General features: G+C 43.7%; 18 protein-coding genes. 7 read left to right on the top strand and 11 right to left on the bottom strand.

Features of this window, described 5'->3' with window-relative positions; translation table 11 throughout:
- Positions 1-10: 10 nt before the first annotated feature.
- A complete protein-coding gene (gene zwf / locus FB592_RS14475; RefSeq protein WP_014114310.1) occupies positions 11-1,480 on the top strand; it encodes a glucose-6-phosphate dehydrogenase in 1,470 nt (489 codons plus the stop codon).
- 111 nt (positions 1,481-1,591) lie between these two features.
- On the opposite strand, the gene gndA is transcribed toward zwf, so the two are convergent.
- Both gndA and FB592_RS14465 read right to left on the bottom strand, forming a co-directional pair.
- On the bottom strand, positions 1,592-3,001 hold the full coding sequence (gene gndA / locus FB592_RS14470) for an NADP-dependent phosphogluconate dehydrogenase (RefSeq protein WP_041849996.1): 1,410 nt from the start codon (positions 2,999-3,001) through the stop codon (positions 1,592-1,594).
- Positions 3,002-3,110: 109 nt separating this feature from the next.
- A complete protein-coding gene (locus FB592_RS14465) occupies positions 3,111-4,355 on the bottom strand; it encodes a DNA polymerase IV (protein WP_021479979.1) in 1,245 nt (414 codons plus the stop codon).
- A gap of 72 nt (positions 4,356-4,427) precedes the next feature.
- Here FB592_RS14465 and mifM point away from each other — a divergent pair, with 72 nt between their 5' ends.
- The 3 genes from mifM (at position 4,428) to FB592_RS14450 (ending at position 6,482) form a co-directional block, all read left to right on the top strand.
- On the top strand, positions 4,428-4,715 hold the full coding sequence (gene mifM / locus FB592_RS14460) for a membrane protein insertion/folding monitor MifM (protein WP_080332543.1): 288 nt from the start codon (positions 4,428-4,430) through the stop codon (positions 4,713-4,715).
- 30 nt (positions 4,716-4,745) lie between these two features.
- Positions 4,746-5,573, top strand: coding sequence for a membrane protein insertase YidC (locus tag FB592_RS14455; protein ID WP_041849997.1), 828 nt, complete (start codon positions 4,746-4,748; stop codon positions 5,571-5,573).
- A 180-nt stretch (positions 5,574-5,753) separates the two neighbouring features.
- A complete protein-coding gene (locus tag FB592_RS14450; protein WP_041850194.1) occupies positions 5,754-6,482 on the top strand; it encodes a YqjF family protein in 729 nt (242 codons plus the stop codon).
- 40 nt (positions 6,483-6,522) lie between these two features.
- Here FB592_RS14450 and FB592_RS14445 read toward each other — a convergent pair whose 3' ends face one another.
- From FB592_RS14445 to mce, 3 genes are read right to left on the bottom strand one after another with little or no spacing between them, the layout of a single operon-like run.
- Positions 6,523-7,638, bottom strand: a complete 1,116-nt coding sequence (locus FB592_RS14445; protein ID WP_003230352.1) for a tripeptidase T — start codon at positions 7,636-7,638, stop codon at positions 6,523-6,525.
- Between the two features lie 17 nt (positions 7,639-7,655).
- The gene (locus FB592_RS14440) at positions 7,656-9,179 is read right to left on the bottom strand and encodes an acyl-CoA carboxylase subunit beta (RefSeq protein ID WP_103803323.1); all 1,524 of its coding nucleotides are present in this window, start codon (positions 9,177-9,179) and stop codon (positions 7,656-7,658) included.
- Complete coding sequence (gene mce / locus FB592_RS14435) at positions 9,172-9,594, bottom strand: methylmalonyl-CoA epimerase (protein ID WP_017696450.1); 423 nt, start codon at positions 9,592-9,594, stop codon at positions 9,172-9,174. Before mce ends, FB592_RS14440 begins: the two co-directional genes overlap by 8 nt.
- An 89-nt stretch (positions 9,595-9,683) precedes the next feature.
- Between mce and prli42 the strand changes: the two genes are divergently transcribed.
- Positions 9,684-9,776: a stressosome-associated protein Prli42 gene (prli42, locus tag FB592_RS20950; protein ID WP_003226489.1), complete on the top strand. Its 93-nt coding sequence runs from the start codon at positions 9,684-9,686 to the stop codon at positions 9,774-9,776.
- Positions 9,777-9,795: 19 nt separating this feature from the next.
- Here prli42 and FB592_RS14430 read toward each other — a convergent pair whose 3' ends face one another.
- From FB592_RS14430 to brxB, 6 genes are all read right to left on the bottom strand, one after another.
- Positions 9,796-10,326 (bottom strand): L,D-transpeptidase, encoded by a 531-nt coding sequence (locus FB592_RS14430; RefSeq protein ID WP_032726102.1) that lies wholly within the window; start codon positions 10,324-10,326, stop codon positions 9,796-9,798.
- A gap of 51 nt (positions 10,327-10,377) precedes the next feature.
- The gene (locus FB592_RS14425; RefSeq protein ID WP_014480207.1) at positions 10,378-11,346 is read right to left on the bottom strand and encodes an aromatic acid exporter family protein; all 969 of its coding nucleotides are present in this window, start codon (positions 11,344-11,346) and stop codon (positions 10,378-10,380) included.
- Between the two features lie 70 nt (positions 11,347-11,416).
- The gene (artM, locus tag FB592_RS14420) at positions 11,417-12,139 is read right to left on the bottom strand and encodes an arginine ABC transporter ATP-binding protein ArtM (RefSeq protein ID WP_003230342.1); all 723 of its coding nucleotides are present in this window, start codon (positions 12,137-12,139) and stop codon (positions 11,417-11,419) included.
- Positions 12,132-12,791 carry an arginine ABC transporter permease ArtQ gene (gene artQ / locus FB592_RS14415; RefSeq protein ID WP_003230340.1) on the bottom strand — a complete coding sequence of 220 codons (660 nt, stop codon included), beginning with the start codon at positions 12,789-12,791 and terminating at the stop codon, positions 12,132-12,134. Before artQ ends, artM begins: the two co-directional genes overlap by 8 nt.
- A 79-nt stretch (positions 12,792-12,870) precedes the next feature.
- Complete coding sequence (artP, locus tag FB592_RS14410; protein WP_004398706.1) at positions 12,871-13,638, bottom strand: arginine ABC transporter substrate-binding protein ArtP; 768 nt, start codon at positions 13,636-13,638, stop codon at positions 12,871-12,873.
- 267 nt (positions 13,639-13,905) lie between these two features.
- Positions 13,906-14,343, bottom strand: coding sequence for a bacilliredoxin BrxB (gene brxB / locus FB592_RS14405; RefSeq protein WP_003226477.1), 438 nt, complete (start codon positions 14,341-14,343; stop codon positions 13,906-13,908).
- A 160-nt stretch (positions 14,344-14,503) separates the two neighbouring features.
- Between brxB and FB592_RS14400 the strand changes: the two genes are divergently transcribed.
- Positions 14,504-15,397 carry a diacylglycerol kinase family lipid kinase gene (locus FB592_RS14400; protein WP_103803309.1) on the top strand — a complete coding sequence of 298 codons (894 nt, stop codon included), beginning with the start codon at positions 14,504-14,506 and terminating at the stop codon, positions 15,395-15,397.
- Positions 15,398-15,497: 100 nt separating this feature from the next.
- On the top strand, positions 15,498-16,667 hold the full coding sequence (gene bmr / locus FB592_RS14395; protein ID WP_003230328.1) for a multidrug efflux MFS transporter Bmr: 1,170 nt from the start codon (positions 15,498-15,500) through the stop codon (positions 16,665-16,667).
- The last annotated feature ends 72 nt before the right edge of the window (positions 16,668-16,739 follow it).

Raw genomic sequence — 16,739 nt, 5'->3', positions numbered from 1 at the left:
GGTACTTTTAGTGAAAACAAACCAACAACCAAAAGCAGTAATTGTCATATTCGGTGCAACTGGAGATTTAGCAAAACGAAAATTGTATCCGTCTATTCACCGTTTATATCAAAACGGACAAATCGGAGAAGAGTTTGCAGTGGTAGGAGTTGGAAGAAGACCTTGGTCTAATGAGGATCTTCGCCAAACTGTTAAAACATCCATTTCCTCATCTGCAGATAAGCATATAGATGATTTCACGTCTCATTTTTACTATCACCCGTTTGACGTGACAAACCCTGGTTCTTATCAAGAGCTAAACGTATTGCTTAACCAGCTGGAAGATACATATCAAATTCCTAACAACAGAATGTTCTACTTGGCAATGGCTCCTGAATTCTTCGGAACGATTGCAAAAACATTAAAATCAGAGGGTGTAACAGCTACAACCGGCTGGTCCCGCCTTGTCATCGAAAAACCGTTCGGCCATGATCTGCCAAGCGCACAGGCATTGAATAAAGAAATCCGCGAAGCATTTACGGAAGATCAAATTTACAGAATCGACCATTATCTAGGCAAACAAATGGTTCAGAACATTGAAGTGATTCGATTTGCCAATGCGATTTTCGAACCGCTTTGGACAAACCGCTACATTTCAAACATTCAAATCACATCTAGCGAATCACTAGGCGTTGAAGACCGCGCAAGATATTACGAAAAATCAGGCGCCCTTCGCGACATGGTGCAAAACCATATTATGCAGATGGTTGCCCTTCTTGCAATGGAGCCGCCTATCAAATTGAACACAGAAGAAATCCGCAGCGAAAAAGTGAAGGTGCTGAGAGCACTGCGTCCTATTGCAAAAGACGAAGTGGATGAATACTTTGTGCGCGGACAATATCAAGCTGGTGAAATTGACGGTGTACCGGTTCCTGCTTATACAGATGAAGATAATGTCGCTCCTGACTCCAATACAGAAACCTTTGTTGCAGGCAAGCTCTTGATCGACAACTTCAGATGGGCTGGTGTTCCATTCTACATCAGAACCGGAAAACGAATGAAAGAAAAGTCCACAAAAATTGTCGTTCAATTTAAGGACATTCCGATGAATCTGTACTACGGTAATGAAAACAACATGAATCCGAACTTGCTTGTCATTCATATCCAGCCTGACGAAGGCATTACGCTTTACTTAAATGCTAAAAAGCTTGGCGGAGCAGCACACGCACAGCCAATCAAACTCGATTATTGCAGCAATTGCAATGACGAGTTGAACACCCCTGAAGCATATGAAAAACTAATTCACGACTGTCTTCTTGGCGATGCAACAAACTTTGCACACTGGGATGAAGTTGCCCTTTCTTGGAGCTTTGTCGACTCTATTTCTGAAACATGGGCAGCAAACAAAACCTTATCTCCTAACTACGAATCAGGCTCCATGGGACCGAAAGAATCTGATGATCTTTTGGCGAAAGACGGCTTACACTGGTGGAATATATAATAAGAAGAAAAAAGCCGAAAATGTTTACAAGCATTTTCGGCTTTTTTACGCTGAACAATCTCTTTAATAACAAAACCCCCAAAGCTTAAGAGCTTCGGGGGTTTCTATTGATTACTTCATCCATTCAGTATGGAAGATGCCTTCTTTGTCAGTACGCTCATACGTATGAGCGCCAAAGTAGTCGCGCTGTGCTTGGATTAAGTTTGCAGGCAGTACGGCTGTGCGGTAGCTGTCATAGTAGGCTAATGCGCTTGAGAATGATGGCACCGGCACACCTTGGGCAACTGCAAGTGAAATCACTTGGCGAAGCGCTCCTTGGTAGCTTTCTACAATATTCTTGAAATAGCTGTCAAGAAGCAGGTTGTCAAGCTCAGGCTCGCGATCGTAAGCTTCTTTGATCTTCTGAAGGAATGCCGCGCGAATGATGCAGCCACCGCGGAAGATCATAGCGATTTCACCATATTTCAGATCCCAGTTGTATTCTTCAGAAGCAGCTTTCATTTGGGCAAATCCTTGCGCGTACGAGCAGATTTTACTCATGAACAACGCTTTTCTGACCGCTTCAATCAGCTCTTCTTTATGTTCTGTAACAGGCTTCACTTCTGGTCCTGAAAGAAGGCCGCTCGCTTTCACACGCTCTTCCTTCATAGCTGAGATAAAGCGCGCGAATACAGATTCAGTAATAATCGGAAGCGGAACACCTAAGTCAAGTGCGCTTTGGCTTGTCCATTTTCCTGTTCCTTTTTGGCCTGCTTTATCAAGAATCACATCAACAAGCGGTTTGCCTGTTTCTTCGTCTTTTTTCGTAAAGATGTCAGCTGTAATCTCAATCAAGTAGCTGTCAAGCTCACCTTTATTCCATTCAGCGAAAACTTCGTGAAGCTCATCAGCAGAAAGGCCCAGCACCTGTTTCAGAATGAAATATGATTCAGAGATCAGCTGCATATCTCCGTATTCAATTCCGTTGTGCACCATTTTTACGTAATGGCCGGCGCCGTCCGGACCGATATATGTCGTACAAGGTTCTCCGTCAACTTTTGCAGAAATGGCTTCAAGAATCGGTTTTACAAGCTCATGTGCTTCTTTTTGTCCGCCAGGCATGATAGAAGGTCCTTTAAGCGCCCCTTCTTCTCCGCCGGAAACGCCTGTTCCGATAAAATGAATGCCGCTTTCAGCGAGTTCTTTGTTACGGCGCTGTGTATCTTTATAGTATGTATTACCGCCGTCAATTAAAATATCATCCTTCTCTAGATGAGGAAGAAGAGATTGAATTGTCGCATCTGTTGCAGTTCCCGCTTTAACCATTAATAAGATTTTGCGTGGTGTTTCCAAGGATTGGACAAATTCTTCAATGCTGTAAGTGCCAACAACATTTTTTCCTTTTGCCTCCTGTAAAAACTCCTCAGTTTTACTGCTTGATCTGTTGTAAACAGAAACAGAAAATCCCCGGCTTTCGATATTTAAAGCCAGATTTTTACCCATGACCGCAAGTCCGATAACGCCGATTTGTTGTTTTGACATATTCTAACGTCCCTTCTGCAAACGTTTAATCATTTTAAAATTTAAATTAAAATAAAATGATATTTATAATAAAGAAATTACCATACATTCACCCTTTTTTTCAAGCGATTCAGCTTTTCTTTTCATCTTGAAAAAAATCTTTATTAAAGCTTGTTCCCTTTGTTTTGCTCTCCTCTTTTTTTACCTTTGCCCCTTTTCTGATCAGTTTGGATCCATACTTTTCATTCAGCTTTTCCATCATCTGCTGAATGGGCTCATCCTTCGCATCTTCATTAAAGCTGAACAAATCGAGCTGTTTATAGGCCTGCTCTTTTTCTACTAAATCCGTTCCGGTAATGCCAAGCAGCCTGACAGGATTTTTATTCCAATGTTTAAAAAAGAGGTGCTCCGCTTCTTTCAAAATGTCATTTTTTTGATCGATCGGGTTTCTCAGCGTAGTGCTTCTTGTGATGGTTTTCCAATCCGCATATCTAATCATAATAAAAAGCTTCGAAGCCATGACTTCCTTGCGCTGTAAACGGTCACTCACAGAAGCGGCAAGCTTTCTAAAAACGCCTAACAGCTCTTCTTCATCACTGGAATCATGGGAAAGTGTCGATGAGTTGCCGACGCTTTTAAATTCGTAAATGCGCTCCGGGTCAACTGGCGCATGGTGAACGCCGTTTGCTTTATTTTTAAGGCGCGGACCGTTGATGCCAAGCAGGCGCTTCAGCGAGTGTTCATCAGCTGCAGCTAGCTCTCCGATTGTATGAATGCCGAGTCCTTTCAGTTTTTCCGCTGTCTTATTGCCAACTCCGTGCATCTCTCCAACAGGAAGCGGCCAAAGGATGTCGGGCACTTGCCTCTTTCTTAAAATCGTGATTCCAAGCGGTTTTTTCATATCAGACGCCATCTTAGCGAGAAATTTATTCGGCGCGATTCCTATGCTTGACGGAAGCAGCAGCTCTTTTTGCAATCTGCTTTGGATTTCTTTTGCCGTCTCCAGAGCCCGGCTGCTGTATGGTGTATCGGTCATGTCCATATAGCCTTCGTCGATGGAGACAGGCTCCACCAGGTCAGTATATTCACGAAGAATGGTAAACATCGCTCGTGAAGAGTTTCTATAGCGGTCAAAGTTCGGCGGAAGAACGATGAGCTCAGGACAATGGCGCTTCGCTTGCCAAACCGGCATCGTTGTTTTGACGCCGCGCGCTCTAGCCTCGTAGCTGCATGTCACCACGATGCCCTTTCGCTCCTTTACGTTTCCGGCAACTGCGACCGGCTTCCCCCGAAGGGCCGGATCATATGCCATTTCCACCGATGCGTAAAAGCTATTCATATCAATATGGAAAATAATTCGGCCCTTTCCCGACATACATAAATCTCCTTTTCGTTCATTAGACAACGGCTTGTACATATAGTAAAATGAAAGTATTGAATGGATGTGATTGCAATGTTTGTGGAATCGATAAATGACGTTTTATTCTTAGTCGATTTTTTCACAATTATTCTTCCTGCTCTAACGGCAATCGGGATTGCATTCCTCTTACGGGAGTGCCGTGCGGGCGAGCAATGGAAATCAAAACGAACAGATGAACATCAGACGGTCTTTCACATTAACCGAACAGACTTTCTTATTATTATATATCATCGCATTACAACTTGGATACGTAAAGTCTTCCGCATGAATTCGCCTGTGAACGATGAGGAAGACGCCGGTTCTCTTCTTTTATAAACCGCATTTATAAAAAGGAGGAGAACAAAATTGTTAAAAACATATCAAAAACTTTTGGCTATGGGTATCTTTTTGATCGTATTATGCTCGGGCAATGCTGCATTTGCAGCGACGAATCAGGTGGGAGGCCTCAGCAACGTAGGGTTTTTCCACGATTATTTAATCGAACCGTTTTCCGCTCTGCTTAAGGGTGTTGCCGGGGTGTTTCACGGAGAATACGGACTCTCTATTATCCTCGTAACCATTATTGTGCGTATGGTTGTACTGCCTTTGTTTGTTAATCAGTTCAAAAAACAGCGCGTGTTCCAAGAGAAAATGGCCGTTATTAAACCTCAGGTTGACAGCATTCAGGCCAAATTGAAAAAAACGAAGGACCCTGAAAAACAAAAAGAACTGCAAATGGAAATGATGAAGCTGTATCAAGAGAACAACATCAATCCGCTTGCTATGGGATGCCTCCCAATGCTGATTCAGTTTCCTATTGTGATTGGGTTTTATTACGCGATTCGCTCTACACCTGAAATTGCGTCACACTCGTTTTTATGGTTCAGTTTAGGACAATCAGATATTCTCGTGTCTCTTAGTGCGGGAGCAATGTACTTTATCCAGGCCTATATCGCTCAAAAACTGAGCGCGAAATATTCCGCTGTCCCGCAAAACCCAGCGGCACAGCAATCCGCAAAATTGATGGTGTTCATCTTCCCTGTGATGATGACGATTTTCTCGCTTAATGTTCCGGCAGCCCTTCCGCTGTACTGGTTTACAAGCGGACTGTTTTTAACAGTGCAAAACATCGTCCTTCAGATGACGCATCATAAAAGTAAAAAAACAGCCGCTCTTACTGAGTCGGTGAAATAAAAAAGCAACCCCGTGCGAAAAGCCGGGGTTGTTTTTTGTTACTTGCAAAGCATACCGCGCCAAACAGTCTTGTTTATCATGGCTGAAGCAGAAATGGCCATCCAAAAAATAGCCGTATCGTTTAAAAAGAAGGAAATAGGGAATACCTTTACTCATCTCCAAACGAAAGGAGCATATACGTTGACGGAACACTTTCAGCAAAAAAACATTTCTGTACCTGAAGGAATCTGGATCATGAGACAAACCTGGAATGATGTCTTATTTGCTCACTGGCCTGTTGATGTTTCTATCCTTCGCGCTTTGGTACCGTCCGTTTTAGAATTAGATACATATAACGGGCAAGCTTGGATCAGCATGCTTCCCTTTATGCTCACGAACCTGAGGGCGCGTTATCTTCCTGCCATTCCCGGTGCGCGTGCATTTCCTGAGCTTAACCTCCGCACCTATGTCACGTATAAAGGTAAGCCCGGCATTTATTTTTTTAGCTTAGATGCCGATCATCGTCTGGCGGTCCTTGGCGCTCGCACATTCTTTCATCTGCCTTATTTTTACGCGGATATGAAAGCCGAAAAAGACGGTGATGCCATTGACTATGTCAGCAAGCGGAAAGATGACAAAGAAGCAGCATTCCACGCCGCATACCGGCCCATTTCAGCGCCTTTTACAGCAGAAAAGGATTCGCTCGATTACTGGCTGACAGAACGGTATAGACTCTATACTACCAATCAAAGCAAACTCTATTACGAAGACATCCATCATCATCCGTGGCTGCTGCAAAACGCCGAAGCAGAAATTTCAGTCAATACGGTGACTGATGCTCACGGCATTACATTGCCGGAGTCAGACCCCTTGCTTCATTACGCTAAAAAACAGGATGTGTTATTTTGGCCGCTTAGGAAATGGAGCTAAAAAAACCCGATGCGGGAAATCGCACTCGGGTTTTCTTTTTTTATTTTGCCGCCTCTTCAATAATGGCAACAACCATTTCTGCCGTTTTAACGAGCTCTTCGATCGGCATTTTTTCATTTTTTGTATGAATTTGCTCATAACCGACAGCAAGATTGACCGTCGGGATGCCATGACCAGCGATTACGTTCGCGTCGCTTCCGCCGCCGCTCGTTTGCAGCTCGCTTGGACGTCCGATTTTAGCAGCCGCTTTTTTCGCGATTTCAACAACTTGGTCGCCGTCTTGATATTTAAAGCCCGGATACATAACCTCAATTTCGACTTCTGCGCGTCCGCCCATATCAGCAGCTGCCTCTTCAAAAGCAGCTTTCATTTTTTGAACCTGAGCTTCCATTTTCTCAGGAACTAAAGAGCGCGCTTCAGCAAGAATATGAACTTCGTCGCACACAATGTTTGTTTGTGTGCCGCCTTCAAACCGGCCGATATTAGCTGTTGTTTCTTCATCGATACGGCCCAATGGCATTTTTGAAATGGCTTTGCTAGCGATTGTAATCGCTGAAATGCCTTTTTCAGGTTCAACCCCGGCGTGAGCGGTTTTCCCGAAAATTGCCGCTCTTACCTTCGCCTGTGTCGGCGCGGCCACAATGATATTTCCAACTTTTCCGTCTGAATCAAGGGCATAGCCGTAGGATGCAGTGATCATAGAACGGTCAAGAGCCTTCGCTCCGATCAGACCCGATTCTTCCCCTACTGTGATGATGAATTCAATCGTGCCGTGTTCAATGTTTTCTTCTTTCAGCACCTTAATCGCCTCAAACATTGCAGCCAATCCCGCTTTATCATCAGCGCCTAAAATCGTCGTGCCGTCAGTTTTGACGTAACCGTTCTCTACAACTGGTTTTACGCCGTTTCCGGGTACAACTGTGTCCATATGAGATGTAAAATAGATCGTATCTGTTTGTTTTGTCCCTTTTAGCGTGCAAATCAGGTTACCGGCTCCGTGGCCCGTGATATCCATTGTATCGTCTTCTTTAACGTCCACACCTAAATCAGAAAATTTTCGTTTCAGCACTTTGCAGATTTCAGCTTCGTGCTTTGTTTCTGAGTCAATTTGGACAAGTTCTAAAAATTCTTCCAGCAGGCGTTTTTCATTCACCATTTGTAAGTCCCTCCATATTAAAGCGGTATGTTACCGTGCTTTTTTTTCGGTCTCTCTTCTGTCTTATGTGCAAGCATATGAAAAGCTTGAATCAGTTTTCCCCTTGATTCTTCCGGCAAAATGATGTCATCGACCATTCCACAAGCGGCCGCTTTGTATGGGCCGGCGTTTTGCTTTTTGTATTCAGCTGTTTTTTCGCGTTTCGTCTTTTGCGGGTCAGCTGAAGCTTTGATTTCCTTTTCATACAAAATCGATGCCGCACCTTCTAGACCCATCACTGCGATTTCAGCATTCGGCCATGCAAACACAAGGTCCGCTCCGATCGCTTTGCTGTTCATGGCCACATAGGCGCCGCCGTACGCTTTTCTAATGATGAGTGTGACTTTTGGGACAGTCGCTTCAGCATAAGCAAACAATAATTTTGCTCCATGCCTGATGATTCCATTGTGCTCTTGCTGAATACCCGGCAGAAACCCCGGGACATCTTCGACAGTCAATAGCGGGATATCAAATGCGTCACAAAAACGGATGAACCTTGCTGCTTTATCAGCAGCGTCAATCGTCAAGCTTCCCGCCAGATGCTTCGGCTGGCTCGCCACGATGCCGATTGTTTTTTCACCCAGCCTTGCAAACCCAATGACAATGTTCTTCGCAAAAAATGGCTGAATCTCAAAAAAAGACTGCGGGTCGGCCAGCTCCCTGATCACCTTCCGAACATCATAAGGCTTTGTCGTATCAGCAGGGACAAGATGGTTTAATAATGGTCTGGACGCCTCTTTCGCTGGCTTCGGCTCTGTTGTCCGGCCATTCAGCGGCAAATAAGACAGCAGTTTTCTCACCCCTGTCAGAACCTCCTTCTCCGTATGTCCGGAAAAGTGGGCGTTTCCGCTGACGGCATTATGTATCCCCGCTCCGCCTAAGCTCTCCGCATCAACCTGTTCCCCTGTCACTTTTTCAATCACCTTCGGGCCGGTAATAAACATCCGGCCGGTCTGTTCAGCCATAAATATAAAATCTGTGAGTGCCGGAGAATATACAGCGCCTCCAGCGCACGGCCCTAAAATAACCGATATTTGCGGAATGACTCCGGAATATAAGACGTTTCGGTAAAATATGTGACCGTATCCATCTAATGATACCACACCCTCTTGAATTCTCGCACCACCTGAGTCATTCAGCCCGATAATCGGCGCCTTATTTTTTGCTGCCAGATCCATCAAAGCGCAGATTTTCCTGGCATGGGTTTCGCCAAGCGCCCCTCCGAACACTGTGAAGTCTTGCGCAAATACATAAACTGAGCGGCCGTCAATTGTGCCGTACCCTGTCACGACCCCATCCCCTAACATGCGCTGTTCTCTTGTTAACACTTGACTTTCCATGAAGGGATGTAATTCGATAAAGCTGTCCTGATCTAGAAGAAATATGATCCTTTCCCGAGCAGTGAGCTTGCCCTTTTGCCGCTGCTGAGCCAGCTTTTCCTGTCCTCCGCCTTCTTCTGCCTGCTTGCGTTTCGTGTATAAATGATCCATGTGCTCATTCATGCTCATTGTGTTGATCTCCTTTCGGTTCACAAAGCTCTACAAGAACACCGTTTGTTTCCCGAGGGGAAATAAACGCGATCTTTTTCCCGTTCGCCCCCTGTCTTGGAAACCTGTCAATCAATTGAACATGCCGGTCAGACAATGCTTGAAGCTGTTCAGATAGGCCGTTGCACAAAAACGCAATATGATGCAGTCCCTGCCCTTTCTTCTCCAAAAATAAACGGACGGGGCTGTCAGCTGTCAACGGCTCTATCAGCTCAAGTTTGACGCTACCAGCTTGAAAAAAAGCAACATTCACCTTTTGTTCTTCAACCGTTTCTTGATGAAGAAATGCAAGCCCCAATACATTTTCATAAAAGCTTCTAGCATCTTTTATCGAAAAAACGGCTATCCCGATATGGTCAAGCCTGTTCATTTGCATCCCTGCTTTCGCTAATAGATATCGCTTGTCCACCCATTCAAAACACGCTAAAATATAGACAGATTGTTTAAGGAGTGAAAATCATGTCTCAAAAACTGATGAAAAGCGTTTTGATCGTGATTTTGGGAGTTTTTATTCTTTCAACTGTACTCTCAGGAATCGTCATGTTTTTATAACGATAAAAAAGCAGGCGCCTTATTCAATGGGAATATCCTGCTTTTTTATCAGAGCTTTATGCTCGATGGCAATCTCCTCAAAAGAGCGGTTGTCGTCCGTGATCAGCACTCTCGTTCCTACTGGTATCGTTTGAAACAAATGAACGACCTCATCGTTATGCATACGTATACAGCCGTTAGACACAAATTTCCCTACTGATTCCTCTCGGTTTGTCCCATGAATTCCATAAATCCGCCCGTCCGTTCCTTTCGCGTCAAATCCGATCCATCTGGCCCCAAGCGGGTTGTCAGGAGATCCCCCTTCAATATTTTTCTTTCTGTAGTAAGGATTTTCCGCTTTTACCGTTACCGAAAACTCTCCTTCAGGCGTCAAATCATCTGTTTTTCCAGTCGCCACACTATACACGCCTTCTACTCTGTTGTCGAGGATAACAGCAAGTTCATTTGTTCGCTTGTTGACAATAATATACGGATCACCCGGCAGCGGATTTTCGCCGAGCGGCCAAATCGGTGAAATCATCATAAAAATCGAACATAAGAAAAAACGCATAAGCTCCTCCTTTTTCATTAGGTTGACCAATGAAGGAAGAGCTCATGCGAATCATCCGAGTGATTTTTGCGCTTTTATTCCTTTAAAATAACTTTTAATCACTAAATATTGTTCCATTTCGCCGAGAAGATGGAAGAGAGCGGCCCTCGCTTCAAATTCCTCTCTAGTCGCCGGAAGCGGCATCTCCTCAAATTCTTTTCTCATGTCAGCAAGTCTTTTCAGAAATTTGTACGCTGTATTCCCAGGGTGTATCGCCTCCCGCAAATCATGAATAAATTCAGCGATCATTTTTCCCTGATCTACCGTAATGGAGATCGATGTCACTTTAGGGAGAAGGCGTTCGATAATTTCAAATTGCTTTTCTCTCATTTTAAAATAATGATAATGCAGATTTTCATAACGCAAAATGTGGTTTTGCACATCTCGATATGCCAGGTTTTTAGCCTCCGTAATGAGCTGGTGCGTTTCCGGAATTTCTTTTCCTGACCAATCTTGCTCACCAGTTAACAAATACCGTTCGATTTCTGCAAAAATGACAGCAAAGTTATCCTCTATCTTTTTGCGGTAGGCAATCAGTTTCCGGTCAAGACTAGGCATATACAAGTTCATCAATAGAGCGACGCCGATGCCAACCGTAATCAGCTGAACTTCATTCCAGATGAAAGCAAGCGTAATGCCGCCGGACATGTATAAATGAAGGATAATAACGGAACTGGTGACGATACCCTCGTTAATTTTTAACAGAACCGTTATCGGAATGAATATCAAAAGAAGCGCTCCGATCACAAACGGGTGGTAGCCAATAAGCTCGAAAAAGAGATAAGAAAAAACAATTGCCAGACAACATGCCGCAAAGCGGGCCCATGAGGCCTGAAGCGACCGTTTTTGTGTGATTTGTATGCACAAAATGGTGATGATTCCTGCTGATGCGAAGTTTTGCAAATGCAATAACTGGCTTATATAAATAGCCAAAGCTGTTCCTAGCGCGGTCTTTATTGTGCGATAACCAATTTTAAACATGTCGGACTCCATTTCTATTTGTTTCTTCAATAAAAAAGAAGAGGCGGCCAGCCTTCTTCTTTTTTATATTCTATAATATTTTCTCTAAAAAGTCCTGCGCTCTTTTGGATTTTGGCGACATAAAAAATTCCTTCGGATTGCCGTCTTCGACAATCATTCCTTGGTCCATAAACAGCACGCGGTCTGCCACTTCTTTTGCGAAGCCCATTTCATGTGTGACAATCACCATGGTCATGCCGGTTTCGACCAGCTCTTTCATCACCTGTAGCACTTCTTTGACCATCTCTGGATCAAGGGCGGAGGTCGGCTCGTCAAACAGCATGATGTCCGGATTCATCGCAAGAGCCCTGGCAATCGCGACACGCTGTTTTTGTCCGCCAGACAAACGGTTTGGATAGTCATTTCGCTTTTCAAACAAACCGACTTTGCGGAGCAGGTCCTCAGCTTTCTCCTGTGCAGCCTGTTTTGTTTCTTTTTTTACATTGACAGGCGCGTACATGATGTTTTCGAGAACCGTTTTGTGCGGAAAGAGATGAAAATGCTGAAAAACCATCCCGATGTTTTCCCGGACCTTTAATGTGTTGGTTTTTGGCTTCGTAATCTCTGTGTCTTTTATTGTAATGGTTCCGCCGTTAGGCTTTTCCAACAGGTTTAAACAGCGTAAGAACGTTGATTTGCCTGAGCCTGAAGGACCGATCACGGCAACAACCTCACCCTCAGCGATTGTTGTTGAAATGTTTTTTAATACTTCGTGTTTCCCAAATGATTTTGACAGCTTTTCAACCTTAATCATTGGATTTCAGCTTCCTTTCTACAGCCTTGCCGATAAACGTTAAAATCAGGACAAGCACATAATAAATCAATCCCGCGATAATGAGCGGCTCAAGGTAATTGTAAGTGGCGGCGCCAGCTTGATATGCGCGTCTCATGACATCACCAAGCCCGATGACGGTAACGATCGCCGATTCTTTTGTTAACGTAATTAATTCATTCACAATTGCAGGTGATATATTTTTGAAGGCCTGCGGCAGCAGCAGATCCTTCATCATTTTTCCATACGGGACACCGAGTGCAACAGCAGCTTCTTTTTGCCCTTTATCAATGGCATTGATTCCGGCTCTAATAATTTCCGATACATAAGCGGCGGAATTCAAAGACAATGCGACAACCGCAGCCCAAAACTGGTCAATTTGAAATCCGAGCAGCTGAGGAAGGCCAAAATAGACAATCATAAGCTGCAGCACTAAAGGCGTGCCTCGGAACACTGATGTATAAAAATCAGCGATCCAGATAAACGGGCGGAATGTGCTGATCTTGCATAAGCTTAGCACAATACCGAGTATAAGTCCGATAATAGCAGATACAACAACAATTTTTAATGTAATTGCCAAGCCTTCTAATATAAAAGGAATTTGGGGGATCGTTGCTGAAAAATCCAAATTCATAGCCTTTGTCTCCTTTTCTTACAGGAAAAAAGTTTCCTATTCAATAAAAAGGCTCAACGAAAAAGTTGAGCCGCTTTTTTTACTTCTCGCCAGTGAACCATTTTTTCTTCAATTTCTCAAGCTCTCCGTTATCTTCCATTTCCTTGAGCGCTTTATTGAATTTGTCTGTCAGTTCACTGTCCTTTCTGAAAGCAATTGCTGAACCGGCTTCTTCCGCTTTCGCATCAGGAATCACAAAGCCTTGCAGGTCATCATTTGATTTGAAATACCCTTCTGCAACAATGTCTTCAATAATCGCGGCATCAAAGCGGTCAGATTTGATTTCCTGCACCAAATCAGAAATTCTGTTGCGGTCTTCTGTTTTAAAACCATATTCCGGAGAAAGCTCTTTCCCCTTCTCTTCCTGAATAGAGCCAAGCTGAACGCCAACTGTTTTTCCTTTCAGGTCTTTCAAAGATTGAATGCCGCTGTCTTTTTTGCTGACAATCATATGGTTCGCTGTGTAATACACATCTGAAAAATCAACTTGTTTTTTACGCTCAGGCGTTGGTGTCATTCCTGACAGAACGAGATCCACCTGTTTTGATTTAAGCGCTGTAATTAAGCTGTTGAAGTCCATATCCTGCACTTCAATTTCATAGCCTGCCTTCTTTGCCAGAGCTTTTGCCAGCTCTACATCAAAGCCGACAATATTATCGCCTTCTTTATATTCAAACGGTTTGTAATCCGCCGAAGTACCCATAATTAATTTTTTCTTTCCGCTTTCTGAACCTGAATTGCTTGAGCCGCACGCAGTTAATGCAAAGGTGATGCAAGCAGCTACAAGTAATAAGAGCCATTTTTTCATGATCCATTTCCCCCGTATTCATTACTTTTGGTGTATTTGAATATTTATTCGTTAATTTGTATTTTAAACAGTTTCTTATTTTTATGCAATACTATTTTTAAAAATTATCTTCAAGCTTATCTTTCCAGTGATCTCTTTTTGATATTACTAGATAAAAATAAAATCACTGTACAATCCGATTGAATAATCCCTTAATATTTATTCATATACTCTTGGAAATTTATGCACAAAAAAACCCGGGCCGCTTGGGCATCCGGGTTGTTCGTCTTATACTTCTTCACAATATTCTTCAAAGGCTTCCTGCAGCTTTGCCACTACGGCCATCGGCTCATGGCCTTCAATTTCATGACGCTCTACCATTTTCATGATCTTTCCGTCTTTCAAAATCGCAAAGGACGGAGAAGATGGCGGATAACCTTCAAAATAGTCACGCGCACGCGCTGTCGCTTCTTTATCCTGTCCGGCAAAAACGGTGACGAGCTGATCAGGTCTTTTATCATAGTGAACGGAATGGTAGGCTGCCGGTCTTGCAATTCCTCCGGCGCATCCGCAAACAGAGTTTACCATGACAAGCGTCGTTCCTTTTTTCGTAAGTGCCTCATCCACCTCTTCAGCTGTTTTCAGCTCAGTGTATCCAGCAGCTGTAATTTCCTGTCTCGCTTGGCGGACAATATCATTCATAAATAAATTAAAGTCCATATTCAATGAAGACCTCTCCTTTTTCATCATCTGTTCTTATGATAGCAAGGAAACGTCCATATCGGCAAATGACTTTGCTTCGCCATGCACTTTTTTTGCTCTTCGTTTACTGCTTACAAAAAAAGGGGATTATATAACCAGAAGTAAAATAAAGGAGCAGTTGTATATGAGCCACCGGAAAGCGTTACTGATTCATAACGGAAATGCCGGCAACAAAAATATAGAAAAAGCACTTGGTGCTGTCGTGCCGGTTTTATCTCACCATTTAGATGAGGTGATTATTAAACAGACAAAGAAAAAGGATGATGCGTATCATTTTTGCCGATCCATTGATGATTCTGTCGACACCGTCTTCATTCTCGGCGGCGACGGCACGATCCATCAATGCATAAATGCTATCAGCGCTCTAGAAAGAAAACCCGCGGTCGGAATTTTGCCCGGAGGCACGTGCAATGACTTTTCAAGAGTGCTTGGCATCCCTCAAAATCTTGCAAAGGCCGCGGAAGCACTTATGTCAGGAAAAAAAACCAGCGTAGACGTATGTCAGATGAATGACCGTTATTTTTTGAATTTCTGGGGGATCGGCTTAATTGCAGAAACGTCGAATCAAATCAACGAAACGGAAAAAGCATTATTGGGAAAAATCAGCTATTTTACAAGTGCCTTGCGAACCGTCTCATCCGCTGCATCGTTTCCGATGACATTAAAAATTGATGGAGAAGAAATTAAAGAAGAAGCCGTTATGCTGCTTGTGATGAATGGCCAATACATTGGAACTAATCGAATTCCTCTGCCCGATGCCAGTATTGAAGACGGCTTACTTGATGTTCTCATATGCCGCAATACCAACCTCACCGCGCTGCGGGAGCTGATGAGCATGGAACAGGGTTCAATTGATCGTTTTACCGGAGAGTTGTCCTATGTCCAGGCTTCCCGTATCGAGATTGAAACAGACACTGCCAAAAAGGCGGATATGGATGGAGAAGTTTATACACATACACCCGCAGTCATTCAGGTCCTGCCGCAGCATATCGACATGCTTATTCCCGCAAATGAATAACTGTCATAAGGCTTTAGAAAGATTTTGCAAATCCGTTGACTCTCCCCTAGGAGGAGGTCTTACAGTATAAGGGATACACACTTGAAAAAGGGGAAGTCATATGGAGAAGAAAAATATTACCTTAACGATATTATTAACCAATTTATTTATTGCTTTTTTGGGGATCGGGCTTGTGATTCCAGTAACGCCGACCATTATGAATGAATTGCATTTATCGGGGACCGCGGTCGGCTATATGGTTGCCTGCTTCGCTATTACACAGCTCATTGTCTCACCAATAGCCGGACGATGGGTTGATCGCTTCGGGCGCAAGATCATGATCGTAATCGGCCTGTTGTTCTTTAGTGTGTCGGAGTTTTTGTTCGGCATTGGAAAAACAGTTGAGATGTTATTTATCTCCCGTATGCTGGGCGGTATCAGCGCTGCCTTCATTATGCCCGGGGTCACGGCTTTTATCGCAGATATCACGACCATTAAAACACGGCCGAAAGCACTCGGTTATATGTCAGCCGCTATTTCAACAGGATTTATTATCGGCCCCGGCATCGGGGGATTTTTAGCAGAAGTCCATTCCCGGCTGCCTTTTTTCTTTGCGGCAGCTTTTGCACTGTTAGCAGCCATTTTATCAATCCTCACGCTGCGCGAGCCGGAACGAAACCCTGAAAATCAGGAAATAAAAGGGCAGAAGACAGGCTTTAAACGGATTTTTGCCCCCATGTATTTCATTGCTTTTCTCATTATCTTGATTTCGTCTTTTGGTTTAGCATCATTTGAATCTTTATTTGCATTATTCGTGGATCATAAATTCGGATTTACGGCCAGCGACATTGCCATTATGATTACAGGAGGAGCGATTGTTGGCGCCATTACGCAAGTCGTCTTATTCGACCGCTTCACAAGATGGTTTGGCGAAATCCATTTAATTCGGTACAGCTTAATTCTCTCGACGAGTCTGGTATTCTTGCTGACAACAGTCCATTCATATGTTGCGATTCTGCTGGTTACAGTCACCGTATTTGTCGGATTTGATCTCATGCGGCCTGCGGTAACGACTTACCTGTCAAAGATTGCGGGAAATGAACAGGGGTTTGCCGGCGGTATGAATTCAATGTTTACAAGTATCGGCAATGTATTCGGGCCTATTATCGGCGGAATGCTGTTCGATATTGATGTAAACTATCCTTTCTACTTTGCAACGGTCACCTTAGCCATAGGGATTGCACTGACCATTGCTTGGAAAGCGCCTGCACATCTTAAAGCCAGCACGTGATAAGAAGCGTATTCTTTGTGTACTGCAAAGAATGCGCTTCTTCTTTATACTGATGACAGAAGGAGTGATGGC

Origin of the sequence: Bacillus sp. SJZ110 (assembly GCF_006715455.1) — a bacterium.
GTDB classification, from domain to species: domain Bacteria; phylum Bacillota; class Bacilli; order Bacillales; family Bacillaceae; genus Bacillus; species Bacillus subtilis.
Note: the sequence above shows the minus strand (reverse complement) of the source record. Positions and strands in the feature narration are given on the sequence as shown.

Bases quoted from the DNA above. Each gene is read 5' to 3' on its own strand.
- FB592_RS14430 (WP_032726102.1), bottom strand. From the start codon at position 10,326: ATGCGTTTTTTCTTATGTTCGATTTTTATGATGATTTCACCGATTTGG.
- artQ (WP_003230340.1), bottom strand. From the start codon at position 12,791: ATGAATTTGGATTTTTCAGCAACGATCCCCCAAATTCCTTTTATATTA.
- FB592_RS14425 (WP_014480207.1), bottom strand. From the start codon at position 11,346: ATGTTTAAAATTGGTTATCGCACAATAAAGACCGCGCTAGGAACAGCT.
- artP (WP_004398706.1), bottom strand. From the start codon at position 13,638: ATGAAAAAATGGCTCTTATTACTTGTAGCTGCTTGCATCACCTTTGCA.
- artM (WP_003230342.1), bottom strand. From the start codon at position 12,139: ATGATTAAGGTTGAAAAGCTGTCAAAATCATTTGGGAAACACGAAGTA.
- mce (WP_017696450.1), bottom strand. From the start codon at position 9,594: ATGAACAGGCTTGACCATATCGGGATAGCCGTTTTTTCGATAAAAGAT.
- bmr (WP_003230328.1), top strand. From the start codon at position 15,498: ATGGAGAAGAAAAATATTACCTTAACGATATTATTAACCAATTTATTT.
- FB592_RS14445 (WP_003230352.1), bottom strand. From the start codon at position 7,638: ATGGTGAATGAAAAACGCCTGCTGGAAGAATTTTTAGAACTTGTCCAA.
- FB592_RS14465 (WP_021479979.1), bottom strand. From the start codon at position 4,355: ATGTCGGGAAAGGGCCGAATTATTTTCCATATTGATATGAATAGCTTT.
- prli42 (WP_003226489.1), top strand. From the start codon at position 9,684: ATGTCTCAAAAACTGATGAAAAGCGTTTTGATCGTGATTTTGGGAGTT.
- FB592_RS14440 (WP_103803323.1), bottom strand. From the start codon at position 9,179: ATGAATGAGCACATGGATCATTTATACACGAAACGCAAGCAGGCAGAA.
- FB592_RS14400 (WP_103803309.1), top strand. From the start codon at position 14,504: ATGAGCCACCGGAAAGCGTTACTGATTCATAACGGAAATGCCGGCAAC.
- gndA (WP_041849996.1), bottom strand. From the start codon at position 3,001: ATGTCAAAACAACAAATCGGCGTTATCGGACTTGCGGTCATGGGTAAA.